The 15,805-nt window shown below is 39.7% G+C and carries 20 protein-coding genes; 7 read left to right on the top strand and 13 right to left on the bottom strand.

What is annotated here, in order from left to right; genetic code table 11:
• Window positions 1–42: 42 nt before the first annotated feature.
• The gene (locus tag IMZ31_RS07245; RefSeq protein ID WP_207529885.1) at window positions 43–1,041 is read left to right on the top strand and encodes an aldo/keto reductase; all 999 of its coding nucleotides are present in this window, start codon (window positions 43–45) and stop codon (window positions 1,039–1,041) included.
• A gap of 60 nt (window positions 1,042–1,101) precedes the next feature.
• Here the strand turns inward: IMZ31_RS07245 and IMZ31_RS24635 are convergent, their stop codons facing one another.
• The 4 genes from IMZ31_RS24635 to IMZ31_RS07230 all read right to left on the bottom strand — a co-directional run bounded on the left by IMZ31_RS24635 (window position 1,102) and on the right by IMZ31_RS07230 (window position 4,613).
• Window positions 1,102–1,230: a hypothetical protein gene (locus IMZ31_RS24635; RefSeq protein ID WP_256438025.1), complete on the bottom strand. Its 129-nt coding sequence runs from the start codon at window positions 1,228–1,230 to the stop codon at window positions 1,102–1,104.
• Between the two features lie 122 nt (window positions 1,231–1,352).
• Window positions 1,353–2,687 (bottom strand): FAD-dependent oxidoreductase, encoded by a 1,335-nt coding sequence (locus IMZ31_RS07240; RefSeq protein ID WP_207529884.1) that lies wholly within the window; start codon window positions 2,685–2,687, stop codon window positions 1,353–1,355.
• A gap of 144 nt (window positions 2,688–2,831) precedes the next feature.
• Window positions 2,832–3,851: an NADP-dependent oxidoreductase gene (locus IMZ31_RS07235; protein ID WP_207529883.1), complete on the bottom strand. Its 1,020-nt coding sequence runs from the start codon at window positions 3,849–3,851 to the stop codon at window positions 2,832–2,834.
• A gap of 231 nt (window positions 3,852–4,082) precedes the next feature.
• Window positions 4,083–4,613, bottom strand: coding sequence for a DNA topology modulation protein (locus IMZ31_RS07230; protein ID WP_207529882.1), 531 nt, complete (start codon window positions 4,611–4,613; stop codon window positions 4,083–4,085).
• A 186-nt stretch (window positions 4,614–4,799) separates the two neighbouring features.
• Here IMZ31_RS07230 and IMZ31_RS07225 point away from each other — a divergent pair, with 186 nt between their 5' ends.
• The 3 genes from IMZ31_RS07225 (at window position 4,800) to IMZ31_RS07215 (ending at window position 6,956) form a co-directional block, all read left to right on the top strand.
• Window positions 4,800–5,681, top strand: coding sequence for a LysR family transcriptional regulator (locus tag IMZ31_RS07225; RefSeq protein WP_207529881.1), 882 nt, complete (start codon window positions 4,800–4,802; stop codon window positions 5,679–5,681).
• A 169-nt stretch (window positions 5,682–5,850) separates the two neighbouring features.
• On the top strand, window positions 5,851–6,276 hold the full coding sequence (locus IMZ31_RS07220) for a CidA/LrgA family protein (RefSeq protein WP_207529880.1): 426 nt from the start codon (window positions 5,851–5,853) through the stop codon (window positions 6,274–6,276).
• Window positions 6,273–6,956, top strand: a complete 684-nt coding sequence (locus IMZ31_RS07215; RefSeq protein ID WP_207529879.1) for an LrgB family protein — start codon at window positions 6,273–6,275, stop codon at window positions 6,954–6,956. The genes IMZ31_RS07220 and IMZ31_RS07215 overlap by 4 nt, the downstream gene beginning before the upstream one ends.
• 62 nt (window positions 6,957–7,018) lie before the next feature.
• Here IMZ31_RS07215 and IMZ31_RS07210 read toward each other — a convergent pair whose 3' ends face one another.
• The gene (locus IMZ31_RS07210; RefSeq protein WP_305849404.1) at window positions 7,019–8,503 is read right to left on the bottom strand and encodes a BCCT family transporter; all 1,485 of its coding nucleotides are present in this window, start codon (window positions 8,501–8,503) and stop codon (window positions 7,019–7,021) included.
• 283 nt (window positions 8,504–8,786) lie between these two features.
• On the opposite strand from IMZ31_RS07210, the gene IMZ31_RS07205 reads away from it, so the two are divergent.
• Window positions 8,787–9,029 (top strand): hypothetical protein, encoded by a 243-nt coding sequence (locus tag IMZ31_RS07205; protein WP_207529878.1) that lies wholly within the window; start codon window positions 8,787–8,789, stop codon window positions 9,027–9,029.
• 26 nt (window positions 9,030–9,055) lie between these two features.
• Here the strand turns inward: IMZ31_RS07205 and IMZ31_RS07200 are convergent, their stop codons facing one another.
• From IMZ31_RS07200 to IMZ31_RS07190, 3 genes are read right to left on the bottom strand one after another with little or no spacing between them, the layout of a single operon-like run.
• Complete coding sequence (locus IMZ31_RS07200) at window positions 9,056–9,538, bottom strand: YtxH domain-containing protein (protein ID WP_207529877.1); 483 nt, start codon at window positions 9,536–9,538, stop codon at window positions 9,056–9,058.
• 24 nt (window positions 9,539–9,562) lie between these two features.
• A complete protein-coding gene (locus IMZ31_RS07195; protein WP_207529876.1) occupies window positions 9,563–10,012 on the bottom strand; it encodes a DUF948 domain-containing protein in 450 nt (149 codons plus the stop codon).
• A gap of 23 nt (window positions 10,013–10,035) precedes the next feature.
• On the bottom strand, window positions 10,036–10,455 hold the full coding sequence (locus IMZ31_RS07190) for a DUF948 domain-containing protein (RefSeq protein WP_207529875.1): 420 nt from the start codon (window positions 10,453–10,455) through the stop codon (window positions 10,036–10,038).
• A gap of 135 nt (window positions 10,456–10,590) precedes the next feature.
• Between IMZ31_RS07190 and IMZ31_RS07185 the strand changes: the two genes are divergently transcribed.
• The gene (locus IMZ31_RS07185; protein WP_207529874.1) at window positions 10,591–11,436 is read left to right on the top strand and encodes a YihY/virulence factor BrkB family protein; all 846 of its coding nucleotides are present in this window, start codon (window positions 10,591–10,593) and stop codon (window positions 11,434–11,436) included.
• Window positions 11,437–11,516: 80 nt separating this feature from the next.
• Here the strand turns inward: IMZ31_RS07185 and IMZ31_RS07180 are convergent, their stop codons facing one another.
• Window positions 11,517–11,945, bottom strand: a complete 429-nt coding sequence (locus tag IMZ31_RS07180) for a DoxX family protein (RefSeq protein ID WP_207529873.1) — start codon at window positions 11,943–11,945, stop codon at window positions 11,517–11,519.
• 168 nt (window positions 11,946–12,113) lie between these two features.
• On the opposite strand from IMZ31_RS07180, the gene IMZ31_RS07175 reads away from it, so the two are divergent.
• Complete coding sequence (locus tag IMZ31_RS07175) at window positions 12,114–12,443, top strand: winged helix-turn-helix transcriptional regulator (protein WP_207529872.1); 330 nt, start codon at window positions 12,114–12,116, stop codon at window positions 12,441–12,443.
• Between the two features lie 101 nt (window positions 12,444–12,544).
• Here IMZ31_RS07175 and IMZ31_RS07170 read toward each other — a convergent pair whose 3' ends face one another.
• The 4 genes from IMZ31_RS07170 to IMZ31_RS07155 form a co-directional block, all read right to left on the bottom strand.
• Window positions 12,545–13,888: a copper amine oxidase gene (locus tag IMZ31_RS07170; protein WP_207529871.1), complete on the bottom strand. Its 1,344-nt coding sequence runs from the start codon at window positions 13,886–13,888 to the stop codon at window positions 12,545–12,547.
• An 85-nt stretch (window positions 13,889–13,973) separates the two neighbouring features.
• A complete protein-coding gene (locus IMZ31_RS07165) occupies window positions 13,974–14,288 on the bottom strand; it encodes a hypothetical protein (RefSeq protein ID WP_207529870.1) in 315 nt (104 codons plus the stop codon).
• Window positions 14,289–14,381: 93 nt separating this feature from the next.
• Window positions 14,382–15,146 carry an anti-sigma factor gene (locus IMZ31_RS07160; RefSeq protein WP_207529869.1) on the bottom strand — a complete coding sequence of 255 codons (765 nt, stop codon included), beginning with the start codon at window positions 15,144–15,146 and terminating at the stop codon, window positions 14,382–14,384.
• A complete protein-coding gene (locus tag IMZ31_RS07155) occupies window positions 15,139–15,708 on the bottom strand; it encodes an RNA polymerase sigma factor (protein ID WP_188655687.1) in 570 nt (189 codons plus the stop codon). Before IMZ31_RS07155 ends, IMZ31_RS07160 begins: the two co-directional genes overlap by 8 nt.
• Window positions 15,709–15,805 lie beyond the last annotated feature (97 nt).

Below are 15,805 nucleotides of genomic sequence, written 5' to 3'. Positions count from 1 at the left end.
GCATGAGAGTAGCTAAAGCTACTAACCTATGGAGGTGAAACAATGGAAAATATGCAAGTCAGCAATACAGGAATTGAAACTTCACGCATTGGTCTAGGTACATGGGCCATTGGTGGTTGGATGTGGGGTGGAACTGATGAAAACCAATCTATTAAAACGATCCACGCTGCTTTAGATAAAGGCATTAAACTCATTGACACCGCTCCAGTATATGGTTTCGGTCGTTCTGAAGAAATTGTCGGCAAAGCCGTTCAACAATATGGTGGCCGTGATAATATTACACTAGCAACGAAAGTAGCATTGAACTGGAAAGACGAACAAGTTTTTCGTGATGCGTCTAAACAACGCATCCATAAAGAGATTGACGATTCCCTACGTCGACTTCAGACTGACTATATCGACATTTATCAAGTTCATTGGCCAGACCCTACTGTGCCAATTGAAGAAACAGCGGAGGCGCTTTACTACTTATATAAGCAAGGTAAAATCCGTGCCATTGGGGTAAGCAACTTCACTCCAGAGCAAATGGATACCTTCCGTGAAGCCGCACCAATTCATACGGTACAACCTCCATACAATATGTTTGAGCGAGGAATTGAAGAAAATATTCTGCCGTATGTTCAAGAACACGGTCTTCATACGTTACTATACGGAAGCTTATGCCGAGGGTTATTAACAGGAAAGATGACAAAGGATTCACAATTTAATGGTGATGACCTTCGTAATAATGACCCTAAATTCCAGCAGCCTCGTTACGAGCAGTACCTAAATGCGGTGACGGAGCTCGACCAGTTAGCTCAAGATCGGTTCGACAAACGCATTATTCACCTGGCCCTTCGATTTATTTTAGATCAGCCTGGCACAGGAACAGCCTTATGGGGTGGACGTAAGCCAGAACAAATGGACCCAATTGATGATGTAATGGACTTTAAGGTAGATGAAGAAACACAAAAAGACATTGACGAAATACTCGTTAAAAACATTAAAGATCCAGTAGGTCCTGAGTTTATGGCTCCTCCTACTAGAAGAGAGATCGAATAAATAATTTCCCCGTCTTGATAGACGGGGGATTTTTATGTGTACCAAGTTCCTAGAATTTTTTCATTGTATATCAAATGTAACTTCAAAATCACTTAAGTAGTGAAGGGAATCCATTTCTGTTGTGTGAAGATAAATGTCTTTTTCAGCAGGGAAATCGTAAAACGTTTGCTTAAACGTGTTGTCATCCACACGTGTTTCAACGCGATTCTCTTTATATCTGTTGTTTTCACTGTCCTCTATCCAAGACGTACTTGCCTGGATCGGGAAATAAAAAGCGATTCATAAGTAAATTATGAATCGCTCCTTTCTAGTCAGGCTCTTCTAGCAGCTTGCTGGATCGGGTCCCACACACTGTTAAAAGGAGGGGCATAGGATAGATCTAAGTCTAGGAGTTCGTCCACCGTCATGGAGTGATATAACGCAGTTGCTAATACATCAATACGCTTATCAACTCCTTCTCCTCCAATAATTTGAGCGCCTAATAAGGCACGTGTTTTATCATTGTATACTAGCTTAACTTTCATTGGATCTTCTTTTGAGTAATACCCAGCAGCATGAGTAGAATCAATCGTGACTGAGGTATAAGGAAAATGAATCGCCCCAGCCTCATGTTCAGATAATCCCGTTTTACCAAGAGCAGCATCAAAGAACTTGATGATTGAGGAACCTACAATCCCCTTAAATGGTGTAGGGGTATTAATCATATTTAATCCAGCCACTCTTCCTTGCTTATTAGCATGTGTTCCAAGAGGGATATAATCTGGACGCTGTTTCACTCGGTGATACTGTGTAGCACAGTCACCAGCAGCATAAATGTCCTTAATCGTACTTTCCATATAAGCATTCACTTCAATGGCTCCATCGACACTTGTGAAGATTCCCGTTCCTTGCAAGAACGATGTATTTGGCGTAACCCCGACAGCTACTAAAACGAGATCTGACGGGTGTTCTCCTTGGTCGGTCACAACACATCTGACACGACCATTATTATGTGTCTTAAAGCCCTCTACCGATTCTTTAAATGTAAGCTTCACATTTTGTTTCTCTGCTTGCTCATGGATCAGCCCACTCATGTCCTCATCGAAAATCTTAGCAAGACGCTCACCACGCTCGATAATTTGAACATTTTTCCCAATATCACAGAGGGTTTCGGCCATCTCAAGACCAATGTAACCTCCTCCGATAATGGTCACATTCTGCACATCATCATTTATGTAATTCATTATTTGCTCCGCATCAGGGATCGTCTTTAATGTGAAGATCCCGTCAGACTCGATTCCTTCCCACGGAGGACAATTTGGACTAGCTCCTGTCGCTACGAGAAGTCGGTCATAATGATCTTCAAAACGTTCCCCAGTGTGATGATTGGTTCCATATACCATTTTTTTCTCACAATCAACTTTTGTTACTTCATGTAGCGTATGTGTCTTAATTCCGTATTTCTCTTGAAACGTCTCTGGTGTTCTAGCAATAAGGTCATCTGTTGAATCGACGATGCCATTAAAGGTATAAGGCAATCCGCATTGGCCATACGAATAGGTTTCACCTTTCTCATAGGTTACGATTTCATTTCCTTCACTGTTTCGTACAATTTGCATGGCGGCACTCATTCCAGCCGCATCTCCCCCGATGATAATGTATTTCATCGTAACACCTCTCTTTTTCATGTATACTAGTATGTTCCTCTATTACCATTCCCATAAACCCAATGTGGTATAGCTATTTGCATAATTTTGTCTTGGTCAATCCTACAAAAAACCCTGCTCTTTATGAGCAGGGTTTGGGTTGTATTAGTATTTAGGGTCAGCGATTTTTACTAATTGTTTTCCTAGGTTTTTCCCTTGGAATAGTCCGAAGAATGCGTCTGGAATGTTTTCAAAGCCATCTGTTATCGTTTCTTCATATTTAAGATTGCCTTCAGAGAGCCATTTGGCAAGGTCTTGAACACCTTCGCCAAAGCGGTCTGCGTAGTCTCCCACGATAAAGGCCTGAAGCTTAGCGCGGGATTTGAGTAGTTTGGTTTGAACGCGTGGGCCTAAGTCGCCATCTGTGCGGTTATACGATGAGATCGCTCCGCAAAGAGGGATTCTGGCAAAAGAGTTTAAGAGGTTTAGAACAGCGTCTGAAATCTCTCCACCTACGTTATCGAAGTAAACGTCAACGCCATTTGGGCACAGTCCTGAGAGAGCTTCTTGTATATCATCGACTGTTTTATAGTTAATGCCTGCGTCGAATCCTAGTTCTTCTGTGATATAGTTTACCTTCTCATCAGAACCAGCAATACCAACTACGTCGGCTCCTTTAAGCTTTGCGATTTGACCAACGATCATACCAACCGCACCGGCAGCACCTGATACAACAACTGTTTCCCCATCTTTTGGTTCACCAATATCAAGTAAGCCAAAATATGCGGTTAAGCCTGTCATTCCTAATACGCCAAGGTATGCAGACAATGGAGCTTGTTCACCATCTATTTGGCGTACCTGACTTGCAGGGACAGTATTGTAATAGCGCCAACCAAGGAAGCCTGTTACTTTGTCCCCTACTGAGAAATGATTGTCTTCAGATTCAACTACTTCACCTACAACCGTACCGTTAATGGTTTCATTTAAAGGAAATGGTTGAGTGTAGGATTTCTGATCACTCATACGTCCTCGCATATAAGGATCTACAGAAATATATAAGCTCCGAACAACTACTTCTCCTTTTTGTGGAGATTTGATTTCTACATCTTCATAAGTGAAATTTTCATGTGTGGGCATCCCTTCAGGACGCTTCGCAAGAACGATTTGTTGATTTTCTTTTGTCATAGTAAAAATGCTCCTTCCATTTAGCACCTTGAATATTCAAAATAGCAAATCACTACATCAAAGATCAACTTATTCGACTTTCGGTACGAGTATTGATAGCCGTCCCCCTTGGATTTAGTGCTTCTTATTGCCTTACATATCAAGTCATTCACTAGAAACTAGATTCTTAAACGTTTGAGTTCTTTCACTAGAACTTTGATAGTAGAGGAAAACTAGTCGGGGTCAACACTGTTAAAGTGTTGATCCGTGTTGTATTATCTGGACATTCTTAAGGAAATGATCTGATTCTTTAGTAGATCTCAATATATGTATGGCCTTCTGTGGGGATGCTTTATGAAGTCGCTCCTTCAACTTTGGTCGTTTATCCTGATTAAAGTTCCAAACGTATTTCATAAACTCCCAGTCTAACTTTTCCTCACAACCTTCTCCCATATCTGGCCTTGTTCGGTTCCGGTTCATTGCGTACCTTTTTAATATCCTATAAAGGCACACTTCTCTAGGTAGGTCTAGCCAAATAACCGTATCAGCCTTCTCCAAGCGAACAGGAAGAGTGGCTCCAAAGTTTCCATCTATAATCCATGAATCCTGATTCATAACTTCCTGCTGCAAGGATATAAACTCTTCACGCTCTCTCATAACCCAACCTGGTAACCAAAATAATTGATCTAAATGATACACCTCTTTATTTAAAACCCTACCTAGATGCTTTGAAAAGGTAGACTTTCCAGCCCCAGGGCACCCCACTACCATCACACGTTTCATATAGCTCCCTCCCCCATTGTAATAGTTTACCATATTGAAGGGTGTCAGACACCCTTCATCACTTTAGTGGGAGAACGCGTGCCAGACACCCTTTACTGAAGTAAAGGGTGTCTGGCACGCGTTGTTGCTTTACTTCAGTGCAGTGAATAACTATAATGGGTTCATGTTTAGATTAGGGGGGATCGTATGGATAGTCGTCATTTAAGGTATTTCGTAGAAGTGGCACGTGTTAAGAGTTTCACGAAAGCATCTCATTCGCTGAAACTTTCGCAGCCAGCTTTGAGTAAAATGATCCGAAACCTTGAAGAAGAATTAGACGTAACGCTAATTGACCGTTCAAAGAAACAAATTACATTGACAGATTCCGGAGAACTTGTTTACACCCAGGCTCAGCGTGTGCTTAGTATGATGGATGATTTAACGAGTTCCCTATATGATATGGTACACTTGAAAAAAGGTACGATTGAACTTGGCTTACCTCCGTTAATTGGAACGCTTTTCTTCCCTGAACTTATCGCCGGGTTTCGCCAAAGATTCCCAGGCATCTCTATAAAGATCACTGAATATGGCGCTAAAAAAATTGAAAAAATTCTTGAAGAAGGACATGTCGATGTGGCTGTAGCTGTTGCGCCTATAGATGAAACCGTATTTAAAGCTTACCCCTTCAATGAAGAAACAATGGATGTTGTATTACCAACTGACCATAAGTTAGCTAAGAAAGATTCAGTTGAGCTAGCAGAACTAGCTCATGAAAAGTTCATCTTGTTTCAAGAAGATTTCGCCATGCACGATATTATACAAACCTACTGCCAGTCTGTAGGATTTACACCTGAGATTGAGCTAGAGAGTTCTCAATGGGACTTTATTGTAGAAATGGTGAAAGCTCACATAGGAATTGCTATTATGCCTAAGTCCATATGTGAAAAGATTAATTCTACTGAAGTGAAAAATATTCCAGTAGTGAACCCATGCGTTCCGTGGACATTATCCATGATCGTCAAACGAGATCGCTACTTACCTTATGCAGCAAGGGAGTTTATACAATTTATCCATGAATCAAAACCATAACTTTTATTTATAATTCAAATAAGAAATATGTATTTTCATTATGAACATAGCCATCATATAATGAATACACGTCAACATCATGAAGAAAACAGCTCCCAACCTGTCTTTTTCATGAAAGGTTCTCCCAAACCTTTGACTCCCAAAAGCTTTCAAAATTAAAAGATCGTTCATGAAAAGAGCCCTTCCCAAGGCTCTTTTCGTATGTTCAGGGGGTGTAAGCATTTACAAAACGTTTCTAAAGCTTGTCTTACAGTTTTTACTCATCAATGTTTTTTTCTTTTTAGGAATAGCCGTCCAGCAGCTTACACAGTTTCCGATACCAGGAAGCATCTTTGGATTACTATTTCTTTTTATAGCTCTTTATTTTGGTTGGGTAAAATTAGAATGGGTAGATGAAGCCGGTAAATGGCTCTTGGCAGAACTTCTATTATTCTTCATTCCTGCAGCAGTTGGGATTGTTCAATATCCTGAAATGGCTGGGTGGAATGGATTCCAGATACTCATTATTATTATGATCAGCACTATCTTAGTGATGGGAATTACCGGCATTGTGGCGGATTTTCTTTCTAAACGAAGAAAGGAAGATTCAAATTGATTTACCTAATTGCAACAGTACTCATTTATATTGTGAGTAAACGTATATATAAACAATATCCAAAAGCATATTTAACACCATTACTTGTTGTTCCAGTTGTATTGGTGACCGCATTGGTCGTACTCGATATCCCTTTTCAGAACTACGAAAAAGGAACAAGTGTCATCAGTTACTTTTTAGGACCAGCGACAGTCGCGTTTGCAATACCTATTTATAAACACTTTGAGCTAATTAAGAAGTTTATGGTTGAGATCTTATCAAGCATCGTAGCTGGCTCTGTCGTAGCTGTGTTATCGTCCTTTTTCTTAGGGTATTTCATTCATTTAAGTGGAAGTTTTATGACAAGCATTATGCCTAGATCAATTACGACACCAATTGCAATGGAAGTTTCTAAAACAATCGGAGGAGTACCAGCATTAACAGCCGCTTTTGTTGTAGCAACCGGAATTATTGGATCGATTGTGGGCCCCCATGTCATAAGGTTGTTCTCCTTAAAATCCCCTGTTGCTCGCGGAGTTTCTTTCGGAGTGGCCGCGCATGGTGCAGGAACATCGAAAGCATTTGAATTTGGTGATCAGGAAGGAACGTTCTCAAGCCTTTCCATGATTATAGCAGCAGGTGTAACCCTTGTATGGGGGAACACATGGATTCCTCACTTCCAACATTTATTTATTCAATAACATCAAAAAAAAGGACCAGGGCGCTTTGATATGCACCCTGGTCCTTTTATTTATCCTTTAAACTACTTCTTCCCTGCCTTAAGATCGGCTGAGAATGATTTGAGAAGTCCCCACACCATAACAAGTAATATGATCGTGAGTGGTAATCCAGTAATAATCGTTGCGGCTTGCAGACCATCTACTCCACCTGACCACATTAGGATTGCTGCAATAGCTACCATTACAATACCCCATGCAAATTTGACGAAGAATGGCGGATTTAGACTACCATTGTGCGTCTGCATTCCAAGTACAAATGTAGCTGAGTCTGCTGAAGTAACGAAGAATGTAAGGATTAGTAAAACCGATACCCCAGACAGAATAAAGCTAAAGTTCATTTGTTCAAATACATAGAATAAAGCTGTCTCTAAGTTTTGACCTGCCACATCAATTCCCATGATATGATCGTAGTAAATACCTGCACTACCGAAGACGCCAAACCATAAAGCACAAACAATTGATGGTGCTATAATAACTGCTACAAGGAATTCTCTTACTGAACGACCTCTTGAAACACGGGCAATAAATGTACTAACAAACGGTGTCCAAGAAATCCACCATGCCCAGTAGAAGATTGTCCAGCCTTTTACCCAGTCATTATTCTCTTGTTGGAATGGAGAGAACCTAAGCCCCATACTAGGCAGGTTCTGTACATAGGATCCAAACGTAGCAGAGAACGTTTCCAACATAAACTGGGTTGGTCCAAGGAATAAAAAGGCAAAGAATAGGGTTACGGCTAAAATTAGGTTCGCATTACTTAAATAGCGAATTCCTTTTGATAAGCCACTTGCTGCTGATGTGATAAATAAAACAGTTGTTATGGCCATAATGATAAGCTGCACACCAAAATTATTTGGAACATCAAATAAGAAGTTCAAACCTCCATTAATTTGCGATGCACCTATACCAAGTGATATGGCTACTCCAAATAATGTTGCAAAAACAGCGATGATGTCGACTACCATCCCTATAGGGCCGTTTGCACGATCACCAATGACTGGTCGTAACGTAACACTCATTAACCCTGGCATGTCTTTCTTAAATTTATAATAAGCAAGTGCCAGAGCTACGATCGCGTAAATTGCCCAGGCATGAAAGCCCCAATGGAGATACGTATATCGTAAACCTACCTTTGCTGATTCAATAGTATTTGCCTCCCCAAAAGGAGGTGTCGAATAGTGAGATACCGGCTCTGAAACACCATAAAATAGTAGCCCGATTCCCATACCAGCACTAAAGAGCATAGCAAACCAAGTTGATGTACTATATTCTGGTTTTTCTCCTTCTTTCCCTAATTTAATCTTCCCGTATTTACTGAATGCGATAACAAGAGAAATGACAAAGAAGAACGTTGTGGCGAATTGATAGAACCATCCAAATTGATCAAGCACAAAACTTTTACCCGCACTCATGACATTGAACATTTGATCAGGTAATATAGCTCCCCATAGTACGAATGCGATACCTATTGATAATGAAATCCAAAACATTTTCGTGAAACTCTTCACGTGTTTTCCTCCTCTTTTTAATAGACGCCCCATTATTCTCCGGGCGCAGGAGAGTTTATGTAACTTAGAAACTCTTTGTCCTCTCCCATAGATTCTTTCTACTAATTAATCCCTTTTATTAATCTTTTTAAACCTCTACCTTACTAGAACACACTCCACCGCCTTATTCAGGGGAAAATGATAAAATATCCCTTTTTTCGACTCATTTCGCCCTTTCACTAGTTATTTATGTTACAATAATGCCCCAGAAAATTCAAATAAATATATGGAATAGGTGAACACCATGAGATTATCACGTTGGAGTTTCGACCGTAAGAATAGGATTCGCGGATATTTCGACAAATTTCCAAATTCCACGATCTATTTCAAAAGAATTAAACGATATTATAGTGTATACTCCTTGGACTGGTGTCAGGAAGATCCTATGGTTACAATGGAAGATCGTGAAGAGATGCAGCAACTTTTAAATAAAGAGATTGGCAGACTAGAAGCTTATGAAAACAGAAAATCGCGAGAACATTTATAAATATTCTCGCGATTTGGTATTTTAGCTTATAGTGCTCTGTTATCTGTAGACTGTGGAGTCTGAATAGTTGATGTAGTCGGAGCTGTTTGCTCTTCTTCGTATGAGTTTGTTAATTCTTCTTTTGCTTCCGCTGCTTTCTCACCTACATCTTTTAACTCTTCCCCTGTCTCTTTTACAGTAGAGACAATTTCTTCTGATTCTTCTTTCACATCTTGCATTTGTTTCGCTAAATCTTTACCTTGGTCATTAATAATGTTCTGGATTTGATTGACTGCTTCTTTTGTTGCTGAAGCAGTACGTTGGATGCGGTCCACTAGGTCATCTTTTGTTCCTTGTGGGTCTTCTTTTACTGTTGATACATAACTGCTTACAGAATCCTTCGTAGAGGAAGACTTCTCTTTAAGAGAGTTGCGTGTGTCACGATTCATAAGTGTAACCGCTCCACCTACTAGAGCTCCGATCGCCATATAAAATGTAACTTTACCTAATCCACTTTTTTGATTTGCCATATTCATTCTCCTTTGTGTAATTATTTATTTTTGGTTTGTGTGATCTAGTGCATCTTTCATTGCTTTTTTGCGCTTGGTTAAGAAATAACTAAACGCAATCGCTCCATATAGTCCGCGTAGGTTTTCTTCATTCACAACGGTTCTACCGTCTTTAGTATTCTTCTTTAACGAAGAAGTCATATCGACTAAGGAAGAGGTTAACTTTCTAGAAGACTCTCCAACATCGCCGATTATGTAAAACAAGGGACTAAGCGTGCGAATCTTTTCATTTACATCTGCTAACGTATCTTTACTTTGACCTAACACTTCTGCTGTTTGGTTCATTACTCCGTCTAATTGTTCAGGCAATTTCTTTACCGTTTCGTCTACGCCATTTAGTACATGAGCTAAGTTATTCAAGGTACGTGCTACAAAAATCGAAATAATAGCGAAAGCGATTCCGATAATGAGTACTCCAATTCCTACTAACGTCAAACTTACTCACCTTCTTTCCAATTTTAGTGTGTCTCTTGCTTGGTTATCTTCCACTTTTGATAAAGAGACAGAGCTGTCGTACCCCAATGATAAGCTTCCGTCATTTTAACGGAGTGGTCGGCTGTGTATGTCCTAAGCGTACTTGGGACCCCATCAATAGACCGATTTAGTTGAATAAGGGAAGAACCTAAACCATGTAAAGACTGAAAAACCGGTTGAAGGGCATCCGTTTTCTCCTTTACATCATCAACAATGAGATGCGTTTCCTGAACCATCTCTTCTGTTTCTTGTGTAATCCCATGAAGCTGTTGCTCCACTTCAGATAATGTGTTCCCTAAATCATTCATTGACCTTGAAACTGACGATAATAGTTTAGCAATGTAGATCGACAGTAGAGCAAATGAAATGGAAACGATTAGTATTCCAATATAAAGATAAATCATCTTCCCCGTCCTCCCTTCTCTACGTTTTACCACAACACAATCTAATCAAAACACATTCTTTACATCTTGACGATTAAAAAGTTTCCCAAAAGGGGAAGGAATGTACATAAACAGATAAAACGGGAGGGTTTTTCATTGAAATCAATCATTAGTTATGTAAAAGAGTTAAAGAACAAGTTTCAAGAAAATAATATCCCCATACTTGCTGCAGCACAAGCCTATTACTATTTATTAGCAATCGTTCCGCTACTTATACTAATGCTCTCTATTCTTCCTTACTTACAGATAGATCCTCAACAAGCTATTGAATTTATGGGAAGTATGATACCAGATGAGACGATGAGTATATTTAGAGAGCAGATCATCAGTTTAGTCGATTCCCCTAAGGGAGGGTTATTAACAGTTGGTATTATTGGTACGCTTTGGTCTGCATCCTCAGGAGTAATGGCATTCATTAATTCAGCGAATCTTGCATATGAAGTTGAGGAAACGAGATCTTTCATTAAGGTCCGTTTATTATCGATCGTCCTTACATTAGGTATGATTGTAGCCATTGCTGTAGCACTAGTACTGCCTGTGTTTGGTGATCTTATCATTCAAGGGATCAACCAAGCTTTAAATCTACCTGGACAATCCGTCATTATCTTCCAGCTTCTGAGATGGGCGATTGGGATTGTTGTAATGACAGGAATTTTAATGGCTTTATATCATTTTGCACCGAACAAAACCTATCCATTTAAACACATACTTCCAGGCGCTATGATCACTGCGATCTTATGGCAACTTATTTCCCTTGCTTTCTCCTTCTATGTTAGTAACTTTGGAAGCTATTCAGCCACTTACGGTAGCTTAGGAGGGATCATTATCTTATTATTATGGTTCTTCCTTACTGGACTTATCCTTATGATTGGCGCAGAAATAAACGTTCTTTACCATAAAAGACACGCAAAATCTTCCACCGATTCTACTTTTTCAGCATAAAAATAGCCCGGTCCTAAATCGTATACACACTTAGGGGTCGGGCTAGCTTTTTTCTAAATTACCTTGCTGTCTATATTCACTTATACTTCCGGACATTTATAACACTCATCTGACTGAAATGTAATATTCTCAATCGCAAAGGGTGTCTTTCCATCTAGTGCAAGAAATGTCGCAATAGATAAAAGAGCCAAATCAAGCTCAAACCCTGCCATAAGACTGTTGCCCAAAAATCCAATCATTAATTTTAGTTGTGTAATAGAAAGTAACATAATTACTGCAATGATGGATGCAGTAATTCGAACTTTAAACCCAATCATTAGCAAGAGCCCCCCTGCTACTTCTATAATACCAAATGAATATAACAAAGACATGGGGATCGTTACTGTTTCAAGAGCAACAGATGTGTTTCCCATTCCTATTTTAAATTTCGTAAGGCCATGTATGAAGACTGTAAACCCTAAAAAGAGGCGTAACAGTAAAATGCCAAATTGATGTCGTTTCTGGTTCATTCCTATCATCCTTTCTATAATCAGACATACTTCTCTCACTTGAAGTTACTTTATGTAACTAATTATAATCATGTAACCTTAATACGACAAGTAATTTGTTTACGGTATGCAATCAGGTTACGGAAGAACAAAAGTTATGTTACACTAAAAAGGAAGGAGAGATCGACTGTGGAAGACTCTAGTTTATGTCCAAAGTTTGAAAAAGCTGTCGGGATCATTAGTCAGCGGTGGAATGCACTTATTATATATCAATTATTATCCGGTCCTCAGCGAAACCATGAGATTAAAGACGCAATTGGAATTAGCGGCCGCTTATTATCTGAGCGACTAAAAGATTTAGAAGCCGAAGACATCATTCACCGAGAAGTTTACGCCGAAACACCTGTAAGGATCGAATATTCCTTAACAGATAAAGGACATTCTCTTAAACCATTAATGAAAGATATTAAAGCATGGGCAGATGAATGGATTGATAACCCTACTCACAAACGTTGTTAGTCCTAATCCTCCCTTTTTACTTATGCAAATTAAAAGAAGAGGTCGAAATCCTAGTTTAGGATTTCGACCTCTTTTTTTGTTCAACTATAGAGGAGTTCCTCTTATTGGTTATAGGATTGCTTACGTGCAAAGACTGCTGTACCAGCTAGCATCGCTAACACAGATAGGATAATCCAAGTGAAGTTGTTTGACTGCTCTGCTCCACCCATTCCCGTATCTGGCATTTCTGAAGGCATTTCAGAACTAAATTTCTCTGGGTGTTGATTTACGAACCCTGATGATAAAGCTTTTGCTGCTCCGAACATGTGGCCATAAGATTCACGAAGTGTTTCATAAGCCATATCATAATCTTCTTGTGCATACTGATCAAACGTAGTAATCAAGTAGTCAACGTGGCTCTGTAGATTCTTTGCTAGAGTTTCAGATTTCAACTCTCCTTCTGTTGCTTTCTCTAGGAACATGGAGAAATCCTGACGATACTGATCAAGAGCTTCTAATGCTTTTTGTTTCATCTCCTCATCATCAGCACCGGTAGCTTTTACATAGTCTACAAAGTGGCCGATATGGTTCGTCCACATTTTCTTAAACTCCTGACCTGCTTCTTCACCATAAATGGAGCTAATGGCTGCTGCAAGATCATCTGTGTTATGGCTTAAAGCTTGTGTAGATGCTTTGAAGTCTTCTGATCCATCAATACCATTTTGCATAGCCATCATAGCCAAACCTGCGTGTTCGCTCATGAGATGGTTTAAGTTTGAGCGCAAATCAGCCGCTGGTGTTACAGCCTTCGTCTCATTGAATTGATCCGGGAACTGATCGACAATTGCACTCGTTAGTCCTTTACTTACTCCGTACATGTGTTCAATCGCTTTACGTTCATATTCGTAAGCTTTTTCATAATCGCCAGCTACGTAGCTATCAAAAGCTCCGATAAGTTGGTTAACATGCATCTGTAGTCCATCTGCAAGTTTTCCTGCTTTCAAGCGTTCATCTGTTGCATTTTCTAAGAACTGGGAGAAGTCTTTGCGGTATTCAGTTAATTCCTGAAGAGCTGCTTCTTTAGCTTCAGCGTCTTCGTTGCCTGTAGCTTTTACATAATCAACGAAGTAACCAATATGATCTGACCAAATCTGTTTAAATTGTTTACCTGCTTCTTCACCATACACAGAAGCAATCGCTTTTGATAAACCTTCTGTATTACTGCTAAGGGCATTTGCCGATGCCTCAAAATCCTCTGCCCCTTCAGCCCCTTTTCTCATCGTTTCAACAGCCAGGTAAGCGTGCTCACTTAAAAGGCGATCCAAGGAAGCACGTAATTCAACAGCTTCTGTCGTGACAGTTGGTTTTGCTGAGCTGTGATCATCCGCGCTCACAATACTTGCTGTTGTCGGAAGTAATAAAGAGAAACTTAAAGGTACAGTTACAAGTGCTTTTTTCATGTTCATGGAAAGATCCACTCCTCTTTGTTTTTGTTTATTCACTAAGCTATCGAGGAGGATCTTTATTTGGATCACCATTTTTTTAAAAAATTTATAATGCCCCTTCAAAGAGTGGAGCCAGGACTGTATAGATGGAGATCACGAACACAACATAAAACGTTTTGGAGCCAATCCTTCCCTTAAGAAGTTCATGACTCTCCCCTTTACTTCGATGTGTAATAATCGAATAGAGACAAAACAAAGATAAAGAGATTCCAAACCAAACTTTCCCTATATTACCCATATAAGAAATACCAGCTTGTTCATAAGCAAAACTAAGACCATATTCACTTATAAAAAATCCGATCACAATAAATACCAATAGTTCTGCTATAGTAACCAAATACCCTTTCAATACTTTCAACATGAAAACCTCCCCCATTTCTCCTTTCAGCTTAACACTTATTCCATTTAATTCCAAAAAAGACCTGAACCAATTTTGGTCCAGGTCTTCTTTTCTTTATAGCTTCGAGGACAAAACGATGTCTCCTTGAGGTGTTTCACTTGTTGCGTCAGGCTCTTTCGTAATGGCGATTGTGTCAAAATCCCCTTGATCTTTTAGGTTCTCTAGTGAAAATGCTACAGCTCCTTCACCATTTTGATTGGTCACAAAGCTACCTGCTCTGTATGGGGTCTTTCCATTGATTAGCCATACTTGATAAACTTCTTCTCCTTGTAACTGCTTCAGCTGTTCCGCTTCTACAACAAGCGTCATATCTTCTTGTTGTTTAATTATAGAGGCAGAGGCAGATCCTTCTTGCTGCCCAGATAACGTGACTTTATTCGTTACCTCGTCTATGCTGTCCACCACAGTACCGGTATCTTTATCCTCTTCATTGAATAGAGTGTAAACATTTCCTGACACGGATAATAGTAATCCAGCTGCTAATAACGCTGTCCATGGTTTTCTAGCACGCTTCTCTTGTTTGCGAGTCGTGAGCGATGCTCCTTTATCGTCTTCATAAGATTGTTCCAATTCATCACGTACAGAATCCGCTTCCGTTTGTTCTTCCTCAAACACACTCTTAAGCACCCTGTTCTTCATGCCTTCAGGTGGTTCTACTGGCTCTGCAGCGTATGGAAGGTCTTCCATAATGCTGCCCATCTCTTCAACTTCTTCACGACATTCAGAGCATTCTTTCAAATGATCTTCAAATGCTCGTTTTTCTTCTTCATTAAGCTCGCCGCTTATATAATCAATTAGACGATCACATTGTTCAGGCATCACTCACACCCCCTTTCTCTTCGATGATGGCCAGTTCTTTTTTCAGACGTTTTAAAGCTAACCTAATTCGACTCTTTACCGTCCCTAAAGATATATCTAAATGTTCAGCGATCCGCTGCTGTGTCAATCCTTTAAAATAAAATAGCATGACGATTTTCTTTTGTTCTTTGGGAAGATGCTTCATAGCTTCCCTAATCATACTCCCTCTTTCCTTCCATTCCACGAGATCCTCAACAGAAGGTTCTTTCTCATTTGGTGCATCCCACTCTTCATCTAATGCATAGTTTTGATTTTCCTTTTTACGTAACACATCAATCGCTGTATACCTGGCAATCGTAATAATCCATGATGAAAATTTCCCTTTTGTTTCATCATATGTTGCCTTTTGAGTCCATATTTTTATGAACACTTCTTGCATAACTTCCTCTGACATCTCCTTTTGCCCACATGTCTTATAGGCAAAGGAGTAAAGCAACTTCTCGTATTTATCATAAATCTTCTCAAGCGCATGTTTATCGCCTGTTAAGACCTTTTGATAAAGATCATAGTCCCGCTCCTTCATACCATTCTCCTTTTACGATCAATAATACCAATATCATAGCATACTAAGGGGAGGCAATGAGAACTCGACAAGATGGGAGTTATAAAGAAATCGTTCT

This window comes from Pontibacillus sp. ALD_SL1 (genome assembly GCF_017355605.1).
The sequence above is the reverse complement of the archived record's forward strand: the minus strand, read 5'-3'. Positions and strand labels throughout refer to the sequence as shown.